Source organism: Phenylobacterium sp. LjRoot219, assembly GCF_964252995.1.
In the GTDB taxonomy this organism is placed as follows: Bacteria; Pseudomonadota; Alphaproteobacteria; order Caulobacterales; family Caulobacteraceae; genus Phenylobacterium.
On the sequence record NZ_CAXUQI020000001.1, the window covers coordinates 1541248 to 1557141 of the forward strand.

Sequence of the window (15894 nt, forward strand, 5' to 3'; positions counted from 1 at the left end):
GTCAGGCTAACCATCGAAACGCAGCAGAGGTTGCGTGCGCATCGCACGCTTTTGTCGGCTAAAAGCTTGGCCGGATTGGGACTAAAGCGGCAGTTGGACCCGCGCGATGAGCCCGCCGGCGCTGCGATTGAGCAGAATCACGTCCCCGCCGTGGCCGCGGGCGATGGATCGGACGACCGCCAGACCGAGGCCGATGCCCCCTGTTTGCCGACTGCGCGAGGGCTCGCGGCGGTAAAAAGGCTCGAAAACCCGCTCGATATCGGACTGCGGGATGCCGGGGCCGTCGTCGGCGATGTCGACCACCGCATAGGCCCCGTCGCGGGACACCTTTGCGCGAGCGCGACCCCCAAATTTGACAGCGTTCTCCAGAAGATTTGAAAACAGCCGGCGCAACGCCATCGGGTCGCCGACGATCACGACTTTGTCGCCGCGCTCGACGAGGTCGGTGTCGGCGCCGGTCTCGGCCATTTCGTCGCAGAGGCTCTCCAGCAGCGAACAGAGCTCCAGGCGCGTGCGCTCGGACGGGCGCGCGGCGTCGCGGACGAAGGCCAGGGTGGCGGAGATCATCGCCTCCATCTGTTCGATGTCGGCCTCCATCTTCGCCCGCTGCTGCTCGTCGGGGACGCTCTCGATGCGGAAGCGCAGGCGGGTCAGCGGCGTGCGCAGGTCGTGGGCGACGGCGCCGACCATCCCGGTGCGGTCCTGTACGTAGCGCCGCAGCTTCTCCTGCATGTCGTTGAACGCCGCCGCGGCCATGGTGATCTCGGGCGAGCCGCGGACCTCCAGCGGCGGCGCCTGCGGATCGCGGCCAAGCCGCTCGGCGGCGCAGGCCAGGAGCTTGGTCGGGGCCGCCAGCCGGCGGGCGTAGATGTAGGCGATCGGCGTGATCGCCAGGGTCGACAGGCCGAGCCAGAGGATCACCGCCCGCTCCCAGGGGCTGAGCCCGAAGCTGGGCTGCGGCTCGACCACGCGCCAGAGGCCGTCCGACTGGCGGACGCCGACCTTGAACGGCGCGATCAGGAACTGCTCCTCGGTCGCGCCCTCCCGCTCGAGGCGGTTGCGCAGGGTGCGGAAGACGCGCCGGTCGGCGAGCGGGCCGTAGTCGCCGGCGATGACGATGCGGTCCTGCGAAATCTTGAGGTTGTCGGCCAGCCGGTCGCGGATCAACGGCGCGGTGCGCGAATCCATCGACGGGCCCGGTGCTACCTTCTGGGTGCGGACCTGCAGCGGCCGGCGCTCGGTGATCGGCACCGGTGCGCCGCGCAAGGCCTGCTCGACCTCCGACACGCGGTAGAAGTCCGGCATCGGCGGCGGCAGCTTGAACAGCATCACCACGCTGATCGCGTTGGCGGCCAGCAGCGTGGTGAACGCGAAAATCAGCAGTCGGACGAATAGCGAGACCGTCGGCAGGCCGCGCCCGACGAAGCTCATTGGCGCTTCACCTTGGCGGTGAACATGTAGCCTTCGTTGCGGATCGTGCGGATCAGGTCCTGGCCGCCGCCGTCGTCGAGCTTGCGCCGCAGTCGGCTGATCTGCACGTCGATCGCGCGGTCGAAGGCCTCCGACGCCGGCCCGCGGGCGAGCTCCAGCAACTGGTCGCGGGTCAGCACCCGCTGCGGATGCTCGACGAAGGCGCGCAGGAGGCCGAATTCGCCCGACGAGAGGTGCACCACCACGCCCTGCGGGGAGCGCAGCTCGCGCTTCACCAGGTCCAGCCGCCAGCCGGCGAACTCGCAGCCGGCCGTCGACGGCGCATCCGGCAGGCGCTGCTCGGTGCGCCGCAGCACCGCGCGCACCCGCGCCAGCAGCTCGCGGGGATTGCACGGCTTGGAGACATAGTCGTCGGCGCCGACCTCGAGGCCGACAATGCGGTCGGTGTCCTCGCCCATCGCCGACAGCATGATGATCGGCGGCGCGTCCTCGGCGCTGGCCAAGCGGCGGCAGATGGCCAGGCCGTCCTCGCCGGGCAGCATCAGGTCGAGCACGATCAGGTCGACGGGGCCGCGCTCGAGCGCGGCGTCCATTTCGCGACCGTCGGCGGCGGTCTCGACGTCATAGCCGTGCTTCCCGAGGAAGTCTGACACCACGTCCCGGATGCCCGGGTCGTCGTCCACCATCAGGATGCGCGCGGTCGCGGCGCTCATTTCGGCTTCAAGCTCCATGCCGCCATCTAAGGAAGGCAGCGTAACATCCGGATTTCACCGTTGAAATCAGCGCGCCAGGACGTTGTCCGCAACGAACGGGTTGGTCTGCCGCTCCTGGCCGAACGTCGACATCGGCCCGTGGCCCGGCACGAAGGCGACGTCGTCGCCCAGCGGCCAAAGCCGACCGGTGATCGATCTGATCAGGGTGTCGTAGTCGCCGCGCGGAAAGTCGGTGCGGCCGATCGAACCCTGGAACAGCACGTCGCCGACCTGAGCCAGCCGCGCGCCGCGATGGAAGAAGATCACGTGGCCGGGCGTGTGGCCCGGGCAGTGGAACACCTCGAACTCGGTTTCGCCCAGGGTCACCCGGTCGCCGTCCTCCAGCCAGCGGTCGGTGGCGAAGCGCTTGGCGTCGGGCATGCCGTAGGCGCGGCCGGACTCCTCGATCTGCTCGATCCAGAAGGCGTCTTCGCGGTGCGGGCCTTCGATGATCGCCCCGGTCGCTGCCTGCAGCTCGGCGGTTCCGCCGGCGTGGTCGAGATGGCCGTGGGTGATCCAGATCTTCTCCAGCGTCAGCCCGTGCTGCTTCAGCGCCGCCAGCAGGCTCGGCACCTCGCCGCCGGGATCGATGATCGCGGCCTTCAGGGTCTTGGCGCACCAGACGATGGTGCAGTTCTGCTGCAGCGGGGTCACCGGCGCGATCATGGCGCGGATGGCGGGCGCGGGGGCGGTAGCGTTCATGCCGGGTAAATCGGGGTTCTCGAGGCGGAAGGAAAGACCCGTCCGTCATCGCCCGGCGCGGCCGGGCGATGACGGCGCATGGTCAGCGGCGCTCGCCGGGGGCGGGCGCGCCGGGCATCGGCGGCACCGCAGTGTGCGGCGCGTCGGGCGACAGCTCGGGCGTCTCGATCAGGCCGCGGGCCACGTGGCTCTTGCGGTAGCCGTAGAGGAAGTAGACCACCAGGCCGATCACCGCCCAGGCGGCGAACAGGATCTGGGTCTCCTTCGACAGGCTGAAGAACAGATAGAGGCAGCCGAGCGCGGCGACCGGGGCGACCACGACCACCGCCGGCGTGCGGAACGGCCGGTGCCGGTTGGGATCGGTCCGCCGCAGAACCAGCACGGTGATCGCCACGACCGCGAAGGCGAACAGGGTGCCGGAGTTCGAGACGTCCGCCAGCACGCCGACCGGGAAGAAGGCAGAGAAGATCGCGACGAACACCCCGGTGATCACGGTGATGATGTGCGGCGTGTGGAACTTCGGGTGCACCGCCGAGAGGCGTTCCGGCAGCAGGCCGTCGCGGCTCATGACGAAGAAGATCCGCGTCTGGCCGTACATCATCATCAGGATGACGGAGGGCAGGGCGAGGCCGGCCGCCAGGCCGATCAGGTTGCCGATCTTCTCCCAGCCGATGGAGCGCAGGGTCCAGGCCAGCGCCTCCTTCGAGCAGACCACCTTGGCGTCGCCGAGCGCGGCGCAGGCCGAGGCGAGTTCGGGGCTGCCCGGGCGCAGGCCGGCGCCGTCGGCGCCGAGCACCGGTTGCGCGCCGACCGTGCCGATCACGCCGGCGGCGACCAGCAGGTAGAAGGTGGTGCAGATCGCCAGCGAGCCGATCAGCCCGATCGGCATGTTGCGCTGTGGATTTCGCGTCTCCTCCGCCGCGGTCGAGACCGCGTCGAAGCCGACATAGGCGAAGAAGATCGAGGCCGCGGCCGCCGACACCCCGCCGAAGCCGAGCGGCGTGAACGGGGTGAAGTTGTCCATCTGGATCGCCGGCCAGGCCAGCACGCAGAACAAGGTCAGCGCCGCCACCTTCACCGCCACCAGGACGGCGTTCACCGTCGCCGATTCCTTGGTGCCGATGACCAGCAGGCCGGTGACCGCCAGCGCGATCAGCGCGGCGGGCAGGTTGACCAGCCCGCCGTCCAGCGGGCCGCGCACCAGGGTGTTGGGGATGTCGAGGTGGAAGGCGTTCTCGATCAGGCCGACCACATAGCCGGACCAGCCGACCGAGACCGCGCCGGCGGCGATCGCGTATTCGAGGATCAGCGCCCAGCCGACCATCCAGGCGATCAGTTCGCCCATCACGGCGTAGCTGTAGGTGTAGGCCGAGCCGGAGACCGGCACCATCGCCGCCATCTCGGCGTAGCAGAGCGCCGCCACGGCGCAGACGAAGCCGGCGATGATGAAGGCGAGCATCATGCCCGGGCCCGCCTTCTGCGCCGCCTCGGCGGTCAGGACGAAGATCCCGGTGCCGATGATCGCCCCGATGCCCAGCATGGTCAGCTGGAACGGGCCTAGCGAACGGTGCAGTGCTTTCTTCTCGGCAGACGCAATAATCGCGTCGAGCGGCTTAACGCGCCACATGTTTCCTCCAAGCCGCGGCCTTGCGGCCGCCCCCCGATATCCCCCCGATATCCGAGCGGACCGTTGCGTGCGCCGCCCACCGCGGTCAAGCGGCAAGCCTTGGCGCGTCGCCGTAGCGCAGTTAGACGCGGACCCATGCTTCCCGTGCACGAGGTCTTGCCTGAACTGAAGGCGGCGCTAGCCGCCCGGACCGCCGCGGTGCTGGTCGCGCCGCCGGGCGCCGGCAAGACCACGGTCGTGCCGCTGGAACTGCTGGAGCAGCCCTGGCTGGGCGACGGCAAGATCATCGTCCTGGAGCCGCGCCGGCTGGCCGCCCGGGCCGCCGCCGAGCGGATGGCCAAGACGCTCGGCGAGAAGCCCGGCGAGACCGTCGGCTTCCGCGTGCGGATGCAGTCGAAGGTTTCGGCCAGGACCCGCATCGAGGTCGTCACCGAGGGCGTCTTCACCCGCATGGTGCTCGGCGATCCGGAGCTGGCCGGCGTCGGCTGCGTGATCTTCGACGAGTTCCACGAGCGCAGCCTGGACGCCGACCTCGGCCTGGCGCTGGCGCGCGACGCGCAAGGGGTGCTGCGGGACGACCTGCGGCTGCTGGTGATGTCGGCGACCCTCGACGGCGCGGCGGTGGCGCGGCTGCTGGGCGACGCGCCGGTGATCGAGAGCCAGGGCCGCGCCTTTCCGGTCGCGACCCATTACCTCGGCCGCGACGACCGGCTGCGGCTGGAGGACCAAACGGTGCGCGCGGTCGAACGCGCGCTGGCCGAGGAGACCGGCAGCCTATTGGTCTTCCTGCCGGGGCAGGGGGAGATCCTGCGCACCGCCGAGCGTCTGGTCGAGCGGGTGCGCCGCCCTGATGTCGACATCGACCCGCTGTACGGCGCGCTGGGCCCGGCCGAGCAGGATCGGGCGATCAGCCCGGCGCCGCTCGGGCGGCGCAAGGTGGTGCTGGCCACCTCCATCGCCGAGACCAGCCTGACCATCGAGGGCGTCCGGGTGGTGATCGACTCGGGCCAGGCGCGGGTCCCGCGCTTCGATCCGGCGAGCGGCCTGACCCGGCTGGCCACCGTGCGCGTCAGCCGCGCCGCCGCCGATCAGCGCCGCGGCCGCGCCGGCCGCACCGAGCCCGGCGTCTGCTACCGGCTGTGGGACGAGGCCGAGACCCGTGCCCTGCCGGCCTTCGCCGATCCCGAGATCAAGGAGGCGGACCTGTCTGGCCTGGCGCTCGATCTCGCCCGCTGGGGCGCGGCCGACCCGGCCGAGCTGGCCTTCCTCGATCCGCCGCCGGCGACCGCCTTCAAGGAGGCGCGGGCGCTGCTGCAGCGGCTGGAGGCGCTGGACGACAAGGGGGTGCTGACCGCTCACGGCCGGGCGCTGTCCGACGTGCCGCTGGCGCCGCGGCTGGCGCACATGGTGTTGAAGGCGGCCGCCTCCGGCCAGGCGGGCCGCGCCGCGCGCATCGCCGCCCTGATCTCCGAGCGCGGCCTGGGCGGCCGCGACGTCGACCTGCGCCACCGGCTCGAGGGGCTGGAGCGGGACCGCGGCCCGCGCGCCCGCGACGCCCGCGCGCTGGCCGACCGCTGGGCCGGACTGGCCGGCCGGGCCGGGCGCGAGGAACCGCTCGCCGACGGCCTGCTGCTCGCCTTCGCCTATCCGGAGCGGATCGCCCGGGCTCGCGGGCCGCTCGGCGAGTTCCAGCTGGTCAACGGCCGCGGCGCCTTCCTCGAGCCGACCGACGCGCTGGCCCGCGAGACCTGGCTGGCGGTCGCCGAGCTCGGGGGCGGCGAGCGCCGCGACCGCATCCTGCTGGCCGCGCCGCTGGACGAGGCCGAACTGGTCGACGCCTTCGCCGGTCAGCTGGAGACCGAGGAGCGGCTCGACGAGAGCGGTGGCGGCCGGCTGCGGGTGAAGCGCATCACCCGGCTAGGTCGCCTGGCGGTGCGCGAACAGGTCGACGACAATCCCGACCCGGCGCTGATCGCTGCGGCCCTGGCCGAGCGCGTGCGGCGCGACGGCGTCGGGCAGTTGCCCTGGGGCGAGGCGGCCAGCGCCTTGCGCGAGCGGATCGCCTTCCTGCGCGGGTTCGACGACAGCTGGCCAGACCTTTCGGACCCGGCGCTGGTCTATCGGCTGGACGACTGGCTGACGCCGCTGCTGAGCGGTGTGCGGTCGTTGGCGGCGCTGAAGCCTGCCGTGCTCGACGGGGCGCTGCGCACCCTGATCCCGTGGGAGCGGCAGCGCGACCTGGACACCGCCGCGCCCGGCCGCTGGACCGCGCCGACCGGCAACAGCTTCGCCATCGACTACGCCGCCGAGGGCGGGCCGCGGGTCGAGGTGCGGGTGCAGGAGGTCTATGGCCTGGCCGAGCATCCGGCGGTCGCCGGCGGCCGGGCGCCGCTGACCCTGGCGCTGTTGTCGCCGGCGCATCGGCCGATCCAGACCACCAAGGACCTGCCGGGCTTCTGGAAAGGCTCGTGGAAGGACGTCCGCTCGGACATGCGCGGCCGCTATCCCAAGCACCTCTGGCCGGAAGACCCCGCGACCGCCGCGCCGACCACCCGGGCCAAGCCGCGGGGTACGTAGGATCGAGGCGCCGCGACGTGAGCGGCGACGACCTACGCTTCGTTCGGGCGCCTGACCAGGAACGCAGCGCCGGCGGCCGTGATGTCCCAGCCCTCACGGCTGCGTTCGGCCAGCCCCAACTCCGTCAGGGCGCGGGCGTCGGCGATATTGACGAATGGCACCTCTTCGCCGTGCTTCTTGCGCCTGAGGTTCTCTAGCGCGTGCAACTGGGCGTCTGTCAGGTCAGTCATGCCGATGCTCCTGGCCGAGCCTAAGGCTTCGGCGGCTTGAGTCTGCGCGTCTCGCGGCGCGATCGCTTCTGGCCTTTGGCCAGGGCCTTACCGTCCTTCCGACGGGTCCGGCTTCGGTTTTCCCAGGAAGATCCGCACAGATTCGTTCTGCAGATCTTCGCCGTCCGCCAAGGCCGTCCACCGTTGCGCGGCGTCGGCGTGGCGAGCGCGGACCTGCTCGAGGCTGGCGCCGTCGCGGGCCGACTCGGCGGCCGCCGCCAGCGCGCGGTAGCGGGCCGCGTTCAGTTCCCGACGGACGGCCGGATTCATTGGCCCCCGCCCAGCGGGTTCGGCGGCCGCATCGCGGTGCGGCCGTGCAGCCGTTCGACAATCTGGCGCAGGCGTTCCACCTCAGCGCCGAGTTCAGCGACGTCGGTCTGCAGTTGGGCGTTGCGTTGGCGCAGGTAAGTGTTCTCCCGCGCCAGAGCGTCGGGTGAGGCGGGAACCGTCATCGGCGGATGCGCCGGACGAGGGCGTAGGCCCATGGCGCGGCGAGCGCGCCGAGCACGCACGTCGCAGAAGCTACAATGAGCGGAGACATGCTGTCCCAGGGACTGCAGCGCCGCGCCGGAAGGGATAAACCGCTTGGCTAACGGCACACGCCCGACGGCGCCTGCCACCCATATGGTGATGTTGCCGTCGAATTGCTAGCCGCCCCGCTCGTGGCTTCACAGGCGGGGCGGCTTGAGGTGCGGCGCGCTACGCCGCCGCCCGGTCGTGCGGATGGTGGCTGCGGAAGCCGATGGCGATGCGGTTCCAGGCGTTGATGGTGGCGATCAGCAGGCTCAGCTCGACGATCTCCTCCGGCGAGAAGTGGTCCTGCAGGCCGTCGTAGTCCTCGTCCGGCGCGCCGGTGTCGGCCACCTTGGTCAGCGCCTCGGTCCAGGCGAGGGCCGCGCGCTCCTGTGGCGTGTACATCACCGACTCCCGCCAGGCGTCGAGCAGGAACAGCCGTTCCGGCCGCTCGCCTTCCTTCAGCGCGTCGCTGGTGTGCATGTGCAGGCAGTAGGCGCAGCCGTTGATCTGCGAGGCGCGGGTCTTCACCAGCTCGATCAAGGTGTGGGGCAGGGGGCCGTTCTTGAACCGCTCCTCCAGCGCCAGCAGCGGATTCACCGCGTCGGGCGCCACCTGGTAGTAGTTCAGCCGCTTGGTCATCGTCGATCTCCCGTTCTCGATACGCCGCAAGGACGGATCAGCCGGCCAGTCCGTGACATGGTCTGCGGGAGAAACGCGCCTCAGCCGGTGGCGGCGTAGATCATGATCCCGGTGGCGACCGACAGGTTCAGGCTGTCGGCGCGGCCGCGCATCGGGATCTTCACCGCCACATCGCAGAGCCCGGCCATGTCCGGCGGCAGGCCCTGCTGTTCGTTGCCCATCAGGATCAGCGACGGCTTGCGGTAGTCGGCGCCGCGGTGGTCGACGGCGGCCGAGAGCAGGGTGCCGACCACCGAGCCCGGCCAGCGCTGCCGCCAGGCGGTGAACTCGGCCTCGCTCGCCCGGCTCAGCGGCACGGCGAAGATCGAGCCCATGGTCGCGCGCACCGCCTCGACCGCGAACGGGTCGCAGCACTCGCCGACCAGGATCACCCCGCCGCAGCCGGCGGCGTCGGCGGTGCGGATGATGGTCCCGAGGTTGCCCGGATCGCGCACCCGGTGCAGCGCGACCCAGCAGGGCGCCTCGGCCGGATCGATCTCGCTGAGCGGCCGGAAGCCCTGGCGGAAGACGCCGACCACGGCCTGCGGATTGTCGCGTCGCGACACCTTGGCCAGGATGTCCTGGGTGACCTCGATCACCTCGCCGCGGGCGGCCAGCGTCGCCTGCACGGCCTTCTGCAGCAGCGGATGGTCGCCGGCGTCGCGGCCGTACATCAGGATCTGCGGCGCGTGGCCGAGCTCGACGCCCTCGGTGACGTTCTTCAGCCCCTCGGCGACGAACAGGCCGGTTTCATCGCGCTCCTTGCGCAGATGCAAGGCGCGCACGGCCTTGACCGTGGGGTTGGATAGCGAGGTGACGGCGCGCGAACTCATGCCGCCCACCGGGCGTAGAAGCTCATGCCGATCTGCCGGTCCTCGGCATCTTCGACCAGCGCCAGTTCGCCCCATTCGATGCCGCCGCCGCGGCCCTCGAGCTTCTCGGCCAGCAGGCCGGAGAGGGCCGCGCCGGAGATCCGCTCGGCGTAGGCGTTCAGCACCAGGAAGCTGGCGTCGTCGGACAGCAGCTCGGCGCACAGCCCGGCCAGCTCCGGCAGGTCCTCGAACAGCCTCCAGACCTCGCCGGTCGGGCCGCGGCCGTACTTCGGCGGGTCGAGGATGATGCCGTCATAGCGCGAGCCGCGGCGCACTTCGCGCTGCACGTACTTGCGCGCGTCCTCGGTGATCCAGCGGATCGGCCGGCCGGCGAGGCCGGAGAGCTCGGCGTTCTCGCGCGCCCAGGCCACCGCCTTCTTCGAGGCGTCGACATGGGTCACCGCCGCGCCGGCGGCGGCCATCACCAGGCTGGCGACGCCGGTGTAGCCGAACAGATTGAGCACCTTCGGCTGGCCGCCGTGCGCCCGGACCCGCTCGTCCAGCCACGCCCAGTTGGCCGCCTGCTCGGGGAAGAAGGCGAGGTGGCGGAAGGCGGTGAACCGGCCGTGGAACTTCACCTCGTCGCCCCAGCCGAGCGGCCAGGACTCCACCGGTTTGTCGCGGAAACGCCAGCGGCCGGCGTCCTCCTCGTCGCTCGGGTCGAACACTGCGTCGGCCTGCGCCCAGGCCTCGGCCGGCAGGCGCGGGGCCCACAGGCATTGCGGCTCCGGCCGCACCACAGTGTAGCGGCCGTAGCGTTCCAGCTTGCGGCCGTTACCGCTGTCCAACAGGGCGTAGTCGGCCCAGCCCCGCGTGCGCATCACGCCGGGCGCTTCAGCCACCTTGGGGGCGCGTGCGCTCATGAGCGCGGCTTACGCGGTCAGCGCGGTCGCCGTCCAGCCTTGAGCGCGTCGCCGCCCAGCCGCCGCTTGCCACGACGCGGATTCTGCGGATTTGTAACAGTATAGGTAACGAAGGTATCTTTAGTGCGAGACGAGACTGCTTCCGCCAAGCCGAGATCGGCCCGCAAGGCGCGGGGCGCCGGCCACCTGCGGCGCGGCGAGATCCTCGATGCGGCCGAGCGGATCTTCATCGCCGAGGGCTACGACGGTGCAACCATCCGCAAGATCGCCGACGAGGTCGGCGTCTCGCCCACCGCCCTCTACATCCACTTTCCCGACAAGGCGGCGATCCTCGGCGAGATCGGCAAGCGCACGCTCGAGCTGCTGCTGGCGCGCAACCGCGAACTCGCCGCCCAGCGGCAGGACGCCGCGGCGCGGATCCGGGCGATGCTGGAGGCCTATATGCGCTGGGGCCTGGCCCATCCCAACGCCTATCAGCTTGTCTATTCGGCGCCGCGTCCGTACTCCGCAGGCGTCTGGTCCGAAGACACGGTCGATCTGAGCGTCCAATGCTACGAGATCTTCGCCGACGTGGTGCGCGAGATCGCCGCCCAGGGTCGCCTGCGCGTCGGGACCGCCGACTCCGCGGCCCAGGCCTTCTGGATGGGCAGCCATGGCGTGGTCGCGCTGATCTGCGCGCGGCCGAAATTTCAATGGGCGGACACCGACGAGCTGATCGCCACGACGCTCGAGGCGCTGATGGGCGGGCTCATCGCCGACTGAGCGGGCTCGCCGTGCTGCTCGGCTTGGCGCTGGCCCCGGCCGCCGCGGCCTCGCCGCGGGTGCTCTCCTTCGACCAATGCGCCGACGAGTACGTGCTGGCGCTCGCGCCGCGACCGGGGATCGCCGGGCTCTCCACCCGGGCCGACGACGCGGATTCGCTGATGCGGGAGAGGGCGCGAGGGCTGCCGCTGCGGCGCGTGAACCTGGAGACCGCGCTCGCCGCCCGCCCGGACCTGGTGATTCGCACCTATGGCGGCGACGCTGGCCTGATCCGCGCGCTGGAACGGCGCGGCGTGCGGGTGCTGACGCTCGAGGAGGCCGCCGACTTTGACGGCGTGCGGCGCAACCTCCGGCACGTCGCCGCCGCGGTCGGCGCGCCTGAGACCGGCGAGGCGATGGTCGCCGACATGGATCGCCGGCTGGGCCGCGCGGCCGGCGCCTGGAAGGGCCGCAGCGCGCTTTATCTGACGCCGAGCGGCTTCACCGCCGGGCCGGGGACGCTGGCCGACGGCATCCTGCGCGCCGCCGGGCTGGTCAACGTCGAGCGCCGGCAAGGCTACAACGAGGTCCCGCTGGAGCGCTTCGTGCTGGAGCCGCCCGAGGCGGTGGTGCTGGCCTTCTTCGACACCCCGACCTACGCCAGCTCGAGCTGGGCCCCGGGCCGCCATGCGCTGATGCAGAAGCGGCTGCGCGAGCGCGCCGTCGCCAGCCTGCCGGGGGCGACGATCGCCTGCGCCAACTGGGGCGCGGCCGAGGCGGCCGAACGGCTCGCCGCGCAGGCCCCGAAATGAACGACCTGCGGCTCAACGGCGGTCTGCTGATCGCGGTCGCGGCGATGATCGCCGCCGGCCTGCTGCTGGGCGAGGTCCCGCTGACGGCCGCGCAGTTCGCCCAGGCCTTCGCCGATCCCGGCTCGGCGCCGGGCGAAGTGCTCTGGCAGATCCGCTGCCCGCGCAGCGTCGCCGCCGCGGTGGTAGGCGCGGCGCTCGGGCTGGCCGGGGCGGTGATGCAGGGGCTGCTGCGCAACCCGCTGGCCGATCCCGGCGTGCTCGGCGTCTCCGGCGGGGCCGGGCTGGGCGCGGCGATCGCCATCGCCGCCGGGCTCGGCGCGCAGAGCGGCGTGATCGAGGGGGCGGCGCTGATCGCGGCGGTGCTGATGGGGCTGGCGCTGACCGCGCTGGCCGCGCGCTTCCGCGAGCCGGAGACCCTGATCCTGTTCGGCGTCGCCATCTCCTCCTTCTCCGGGGCGCTGACCTCGCTGGTGTTCAACTTCGCGCCGTCGCCGGTGACCCTGGCCGAAGTGTTCTCCTGGCTGCTCGGCTCGGTCGCCAACCGCGACTGGGGCGACATCGGCCGCGGGCTGGCGCCGATGGCGATCGGGGCAGGACTCTGCGCCTATTCGGCGCGCGGGCTGGTCATGCTCAGCCTCGGCGAAGAGAGCGCGGTGATGTCGGGCCTGCCGATGGCCAGGCTACGCGGGGCGGCGGTGGCCGGGGCCTCGCTGCTCACCGGCGGGGCGGTCGCGATGGCCGGGATCGTCGGCTTTGTCGGCCTGGCTGCGCCGCACCTGGTGCGCACTCGCGCCGGCGCCGATCCGGCCAGGGTGCTGCTGCCCTCGGCGCTGACCGGCGCGGTGCTGCTGATGGGCGCGGACCTCGCGGCGCGGCTGATCCCGACCGACATCGAACTGAAACTGGGCGTCGTCACCGCGCTGCTGGGCGCGCCGCTGTTCGCGATGATCGCCTGGCGCGCGGCGCGGAGCTGGCGCGGATGAGCGCCGCCTTCGCCCTGCAAGGCGCTGCGGTCCGTCGCGGCCGCGCCCTGGTGCTGCAAGACGTCAGCGCCGAGGCGCACTTCGGCGAGGTGCTGGGGGTGATCGGCGCCAACGGGGCCGGCAAGACCACGCTGCTGCGCGCGGCGCTCGGCCTGGCGCGGCTGGAGCACGGGCGCGCGGAGCTGGGCGGCCATGAGGTGCGCACCCTCGACGATCGCGAGCGGGCGGCGCGCGCAGCCTATCTGCCGCAGGAGCGGCGGGTCGGCTGGAACCTGCCGGCCTGGCGGGTGGCGAGCCTCGGCGCGGCGCACCTGTCGCCAAGCGCGGCCCGCGAGCGGGCGCACGAAGCGCTGGCCAGGGTGGGGCTGGCGACGCTGGCCGGCCGCGGCGTGCTGGAGATGTCCGGCGGCGAGCGCGGCCGGGTGCTGCTGGCGCGGCTGCTGGCTTCGCACGCGCCGCTGCTGGTCGCCGACGAACCGGGCGCGGGGCTCGATCCCGACGCCCAGCTGCTGGCGCTCGAGCTGCTGCGCGCCGAGGCCGAGCGCGGCGCGGCGGTGGTGCTGACGCTGCACGACCTCAGCCTGGCCGCGCGGGCCTGTGATCGGCTGATCGTGCTCAGCGCCGGCCGGGTGATCGCCGACGGGCCGCCGCGCGCGGCGCTGTCGCCGGAGGTGCTGGCGCAGGCGTTCGGGCTCGACGGGCGGCTGGAGGAGACCAGCGCCGGCCTGGTGGTCGCGGCGCAGCGCGGAGCCGGCCCCTAAATCCGGTCATCCCCGCGAAAGCGGGGACCCAGGTTTTTTGTCGGGCCGGTGAAGCGCGGATTGTGCTTCAAACGAAAAACGCCTGGATCCCCGCTTTCGCGGGGACGAGCGGAGAAGGGCGGTTCAGCTCCCCGCCTGCTCCGTCACGGTCGCGATCGTCGGCGAATAGCCGTAGCCGCCGCGCTTCAGGTCGGCGCTGAGGCTGATCGGCGTCGAGCCGCCGTTCAGCTTGGCGCGGTAGACCTGCACGCCTTCCATCACCCGCATCACGTAGTTGCGGGTCTCGGAGAAGGGGATGCACTCGATGAAGTCGATCGGGTCGGTCGAGCCGCCGCGCGGGTCGCCGCAGTAGGCGGCCCACTGCGGTGGGCGGCCCGGGCCGGCGTTGTAGCCGGCGACGGCCATGACGTAGGAGCCGGAGAACTGACCGACCAGCTGGCCGAGGAAGCTGGAGCCGAGGCGCATGTTGTAATCCGGCTCGTCAAGCATCGACGGCGAATAGTCGACGCCCATCTTGCGCGCGGTGATCTGCGCGGTGGCCGGCATCAGCTGCATCATGCCGCGCGCGCCGACGCCGGAGCGGACCAGCGGGTCGAAGCCGCTTTCCTGACGGGTGATGGCGAGCACCAGGGCCGGCTCCGGCGCGCCCATCACCTGTGGCGGCGTGCGGTAGGGATAGGCCCGTTGCGGCAGGATGAAGCCACGCTGGGCCGCGCCCCGGGCGATCTTCATCGAGGTGTCCTGGTCGCCGTAGCCGCGCACCAGGTCGATCAGCAGCGCCTGGTCCTTTGCGGTCGGCAGGATGTCGTCGAGCGCCAGCACGAACGAGCGGAAGACGTCGCGCTGGCCTTCGTCGTGCAGCAGGCGCGCACCCTGGACCACGTCGCTACCTTCGAAGCGGGCGCGGTCGCCGGGCGTGATCAGCGGGTCATCGCCCAGCGCCAGCTGCAGGCCGGCCTTTTCGGCGGCGAGCTGGCCGTAGAAGGTCGTCGCGTGCTGCGCGCCGGCCGCATAGAAGCTCTGCGCCGCCGAGCGGTTGCCCTGGGCCTCGGCCGCCCGACCCTGCCAGTAAAGGGCCCGTGCGCGGGTGATCGGCGAGGTGCCGACGCGGTCGATCACCGCGAAGTGGCGCGCCGCGCGCTCCGGATCCTTCAGTCGGGTGAGCGCCAGCCAGCCGGCGTAGAACTCGGCCTCCGCCGCCTCGGTGCCGGTGGTGAAGCCGCATTCCGCGACTGCCGCATAGGCGCCCTTGGAGTCGCCGAGCTTGAGCTTGGCCAGCACCAGCTGGCGCCGCTCCGCCCAGAGCCGGTCGGCCTGATCGTCGGTGTGCACCACCTTCGGGAAGAAGGGCAGCTGGGCGGCGGCGAGCTCGGTCAGCCCACGGCGGCGCAGGTAGGCGGCGCGCTCGAAGGCGACGCCTGGGCTCATGGCGACGCTCTGCGGCAGCGAATTGCCGAGCTCGTTGGCGTTGAAGGCGTCGCCGCGGTAGGCGATCCGCGCATAGGCCGCCAGTTGCTGGTCGGCGGCCAGCAGCGGGATCATCTCTCGCGCCGCCGGGCCCTGCGGGCCGTACAGCAGGATGTCGGCGCGGGCGGCGTGATCGTCAGGCGTCAGCACGTCGCTGAAGCGCGCCTGCATCATCCGCTGAACGTTCAGCTCGAAGCTCTTGGTGCGCCACCAGCGGCGGATCAGCTCGGCGCCCTGCGCCGACTGGCCGGTGTTGCGGTAGGCCTGGGCCAGCGCCATCGCGCCTTGGGCGGTGGTCGGCTCCAGCCCATCGAACCAGTCGATGATCTGCCGCGGCGATTTGCCCGAGGTCTCGACCAGCTTCTCGACGGCCGCCTGGCGCCGGGAAGCGCGCGGCCAGGCCATCAGATCGCGGCGGGCCTGCTCGGCTTCCTGGAAGGTCAGCGAATCGCCGGCGTAGTCGACCAGCACCCAGGTGGCGGTCTTGCGCGCCGCTCGGTCGCTGATCGCCGCCAGCGCGCCGCGCGCGCCGTAGACGTCGCCGCGGCGGGCGGATTCCACCGCCATCCGGAAGTAGGTGAAGTCCGAGGCGGACAGCGGCTGGCGCACGGTCTGCTGGCTGGCCGCCACCGGCGCGGCGGCGATCCCGGACTCGGCCGACTGGGCCTCGCTGCGCTGCAGCAGTGCGCCGATGGCGTCCATCGATTGCGCCTGAGCCACGCTCCCGGACACCAGGATCATGCTGGTCAGCAGCAACGCATTACGGGTCTTGGCGTGCAACTCTCGCCCCCTTGGTGACGCTGGTACGCATACGGGCGTTGCAGCGGCAACTCACCGTCCATA

The 15894-nt window shown here is 71.9% G+C and carries 16 protein-coding genes; 5 read left to right on the top strand and 11 right to left on the bottom strand.

The features are described 5' to 3' along the window. Nucleotides 1–81: 81 nt before the first annotated feature. From ACSQ14_RS07640 to ACSQ14_RS07655, 4 genes are all read right to left on the bottom strand, one after another. Nucleotides 82–1431 (bottom strand): ATP-binding protein, encoded by a 1350-nt coding sequence (locus ACSQ14_RS07640; RefSeq protein WP_436011307.1) that lies wholly within the window; start codon nucleotides 1429–1431, stop codon nucleotides 82–84. Next, nucleotides 1428–2162, bottom strand: coding sequence for a response regulator (locus tag ACSQ14_RS07645; RefSeq protein WP_436011309.1), 735 nt, complete (start codon nucleotides 2160–2162; stop codon nucleotides 1428–1430). Before ACSQ14_RS07645 ends, ACSQ14_RS07640 begins: the two co-directional genes overlap by 4 nt. 48 nt (nucleotides 2163–2210) lie before the next feature. After that, nucleotides 2211–2885 carry an MBL fold metallo-hydrolase gene (locus ACSQ14_RS07650; RefSeq protein WP_436011311.1) on the bottom strand — a complete coding sequence of 225 codons (675 nt, stop codon included), beginning with the start codon at nucleotides 2883–2885 and terminating at the stop codon, nucleotides 2211–2213. Between the two features lie 82 nt (nucleotides 2886–2967). Continuing rightward, a complete protein-coding gene (locus ACSQ14_RS07655) occupies nucleotides 2968–4512 on the bottom strand; it encodes an amino acid permease (RefSeq protein ID WP_436011313.1) in 1545 nt (514 codons plus the stop codon). 135 nt (nucleotides 4513–4647) lie between these two features. On the opposite strand from ACSQ14_RS07655, the gene hrpB reads away from it, so the two are divergent. Continuing rightward, nucleotides 4648–7089 (top strand): ATP-dependent helicase HrpB, encoded by a 2442-nt coding sequence (gene hrpB / locus ACSQ14_RS07660; protein WP_436011315.1) that lies wholly within the window; start codon nucleotides 4648–4650, stop codon nucleotides 7087–7089. A 32-nt stretch (nucleotides 7090–7121) separates the two neighbouring features. Here the strand turns inward: hrpB and ACSQ14_RS07665 are convergent, their stop codons facing one another. From ACSQ14_RS07665 to ACSQ14_RS07690, 6 genes are all read right to left on the bottom strand, one after another. Further along, on the bottom strand, nucleotides 7122–7319 hold the full coding sequence (locus ACSQ14_RS07665; RefSeq protein WP_436011317.1) for a hypothetical protein: 198 nt from the start codon (nucleotides 7317–7319) through the stop codon (nucleotides 7122–7124). An 87-nt stretch (nucleotides 7320–7406) separates the two neighbouring features. Then, the gene (locus ACSQ14_RS07670; protein ID WP_436011319.1) at nucleotides 7407–7628 is read right to left on the bottom strand and encodes a hypothetical protein; all 222 of its coding nucleotides are present in this window, start codon (nucleotides 7626–7628) and stop codon (nucleotides 7407–7409) included. Then, nucleotides 7625–7810 carry a hypothetical protein gene (locus ACSQ14_RS07675; protein WP_436011321.1) on the bottom strand — a complete coding sequence of 62 codons (186 nt, stop codon included), beginning with the start codon at nucleotides 7808–7810 and terminating at the stop codon, nucleotides 7625–7627. The genes ACSQ14_RS07670 and ACSQ14_RS07675 overlap by 4 nt, the downstream gene beginning before the upstream one ends. Nucleotides 7811–8057: 247 nt before the next feature. Then, on the bottom strand, nucleotides 8058–8513 hold the full coding sequence (locus tag ACSQ14_RS07680; RefSeq protein ID WP_436011323.1) for a carboxymuconolactone decarboxylase family protein: 456 nt from the start codon (nucleotides 8511–8513) through the stop codon (nucleotides 8058–8060). Between the two features lie 80 nt (nucleotides 8514–8593). Further along, complete coding sequence (locus tag ACSQ14_RS07685) at nucleotides 8594–9385, bottom strand: TrmH family RNA methyltransferase (protein WP_436011325.1); 792 nt, start codon at nucleotides 9383–9385, stop codon at nucleotides 8594–8596. Further along, on the bottom strand, nucleotides 9382–10287 hold the full coding sequence (locus ACSQ14_RS07690; RefSeq protein ID WP_436011327.1) for a class I SAM-dependent methyltransferase: 906 nt from the start codon (nucleotides 10285–10287) through the stop codon (nucleotides 9382–9384). The genes ACSQ14_RS07685 and ACSQ14_RS07690 overlap by 4 nt, the downstream gene beginning before the upstream one ends. 123 nt (nucleotides 10288–10410) lie before the next feature. Here ACSQ14_RS07690 and ACSQ14_RS07695 point away from each other — a divergent pair, with 123 nt between their 5' ends. The 4 genes from ACSQ14_RS07695 to ACSQ14_RS07710 are packed head-to-tail and all read left to right on the top strand — an operon-like array spanning nucleotide 10411 to nucleotide 13584. Further along, nucleotides 10411–11049 (top strand): TetR/AcrR family transcriptional regulator, encoded by a 639-nt coding sequence (locus ACSQ14_RS07695; protein ID WP_436011329.1) that lies wholly within the window; start codon nucleotides 10411–10413, stop codon nucleotides 11047–11049. 11 nt (nucleotides 11050–11060) lie between these two features. Then, nucleotides 11061–11840: an ABC transporter substrate-binding protein gene (locus ACSQ14_RS07700; protein WP_436011331.1), complete on the top strand. Its 780-nt coding sequence runs from the start codon at nucleotides 11061–11063 to the stop codon at nucleotides 11838–11840. Then, the gene (locus ACSQ14_RS07705) at nucleotides 11837–12823 is read left to right on the top strand and encodes a FecCD family ABC transporter permease (RefSeq protein ID WP_436011333.1); all 987 of its coding nucleotides are present in this window, start codon (nucleotides 11837–11839) and stop codon (nucleotides 12821–12823) included. Before ACSQ14_RS07700 ends, ACSQ14_RS07705 begins: the two co-directional genes overlap by 4 nt. Continuing rightward, nucleotides 12820–13584: an ABC transporter ATP-binding protein gene (locus tag ACSQ14_RS07710; protein WP_436011335.1), complete on the top strand. Its 765-nt coding sequence runs from the start codon at nucleotides 12820–12822 to the stop codon at nucleotides 13582–13584. The genes ACSQ14_RS07705 and ACSQ14_RS07710 overlap by 4 nt, the downstream gene beginning before the upstream one ends. A 123-nt stretch (nucleotides 13585–13707) precedes the next feature. Here the strand turns inward: ACSQ14_RS07710 and ACSQ14_RS07715 are convergent, their stop codons facing one another. Continuing rightward, nucleotides 13708–15831 carry a transglycosylase SLT domain-containing protein gene (locus ACSQ14_RS07715; protein WP_436011337.1) on the bottom strand — a complete coding sequence of 708 codons (2124 nt, stop codon included), beginning with the start codon at nucleotides 15829–15831 and terminating at the stop codon, nucleotides 13708–13710. Nucleotides 15832–15894 lie beyond the last annotated feature (63 nt).

Bases quoted from the DNA above. Each gene is read 5' to 3' on its own strand.
- ACSQ14_RS07655 (WP_436011313.1), bottom strand. From the start codon at position 4,512: ATGTGGCGCGTTAAGCCGCTCGACGCGATTATTGCGTCTGCCGAGAAG.
- ACSQ14_RS07680 (WP_436011323.1), bottom strand. From the start codon at position 8,513: ATGACCAAGCGGCTGAACTACTACCAGGTGGCGCCCGACGCGGTGAAT.
- ACSQ14_RS07685 (WP_436011325.1), bottom strand. From the start codon at position 9,385: ATGAGTTCGCGCGCCGTCACCTCGCTATCCAACCCCACGGTCAAGGCC.
- ACSQ14_RS07670 (WP_436011319.1), bottom strand. From the start codon at position 7,628: ATGAATCCGGCCGTCCGTCGGGAACTGAACGCGGCCCGCTACCGCGCG.
- ACSQ14_RS07710 (WP_436011335.1), top strand. From the start codon at position 12,820: ATGAGCGCCGCCTTCGCCCTGCAAGGCGCTGCGGTCCGTCGCGGCCGC.
- ACSQ14_RS07690 (WP_436011327.1), bottom strand. From the start codon at position 10,287: ATGAGCGCACGCGCCCCCAAGGTGGCTGAAGCGCCCGGCGTGATGCGC.
- ACSQ14_RS07640 (WP_436011307.1), bottom strand. From the start codon at position 1,431: ATGAGCTTCGTCGGGCGCGGCCTGCCGACGGTCTCGCTATTCGTCCGA.
- ACSQ14_RS07665 (WP_436011317.1), bottom strand. From the start codon at position 7,319: ATGACTGACCTGACAGACGCCCAGTTGCACGCGCTAGAGAACCTCAGG.
- ACSQ14_RS07645 (WP_436011309.1), bottom strand. From the start codon at position 2,162: ATGGAGCTTGAAGCCGAAATGAGCGCCGCGACCGCGCGCATCCTGATG.
- hrpB (WP_436011315.1), top strand. From the start codon at position 4,648: ATGCTTCCCGTGCACGAGGTCTTGCCTGAACTGAAGGCGGCGCTAGCC.
- ACSQ14_RS07650 (WP_436011311.1), bottom strand. From the start codon at position 2,885: ATGAACGCTACCGCCCCCGCGCCCGCCATCCGCGCCATGATCGCGCCG.
- ACSQ14_RS07705 (WP_436011333.1), top strand. From the start codon at position 11,837: ATGAACGACCTGCGGCTCAACGGCGGTCTGCTGATCGCGGTCGCGGCG.
- ACSQ14_RS07675 (WP_436011321.1), bottom strand. From the start codon at position 7,810: ATGACGGTTCCCGCCTCACCCGACGCTCTGGCGCGGGAGAACACTTAC.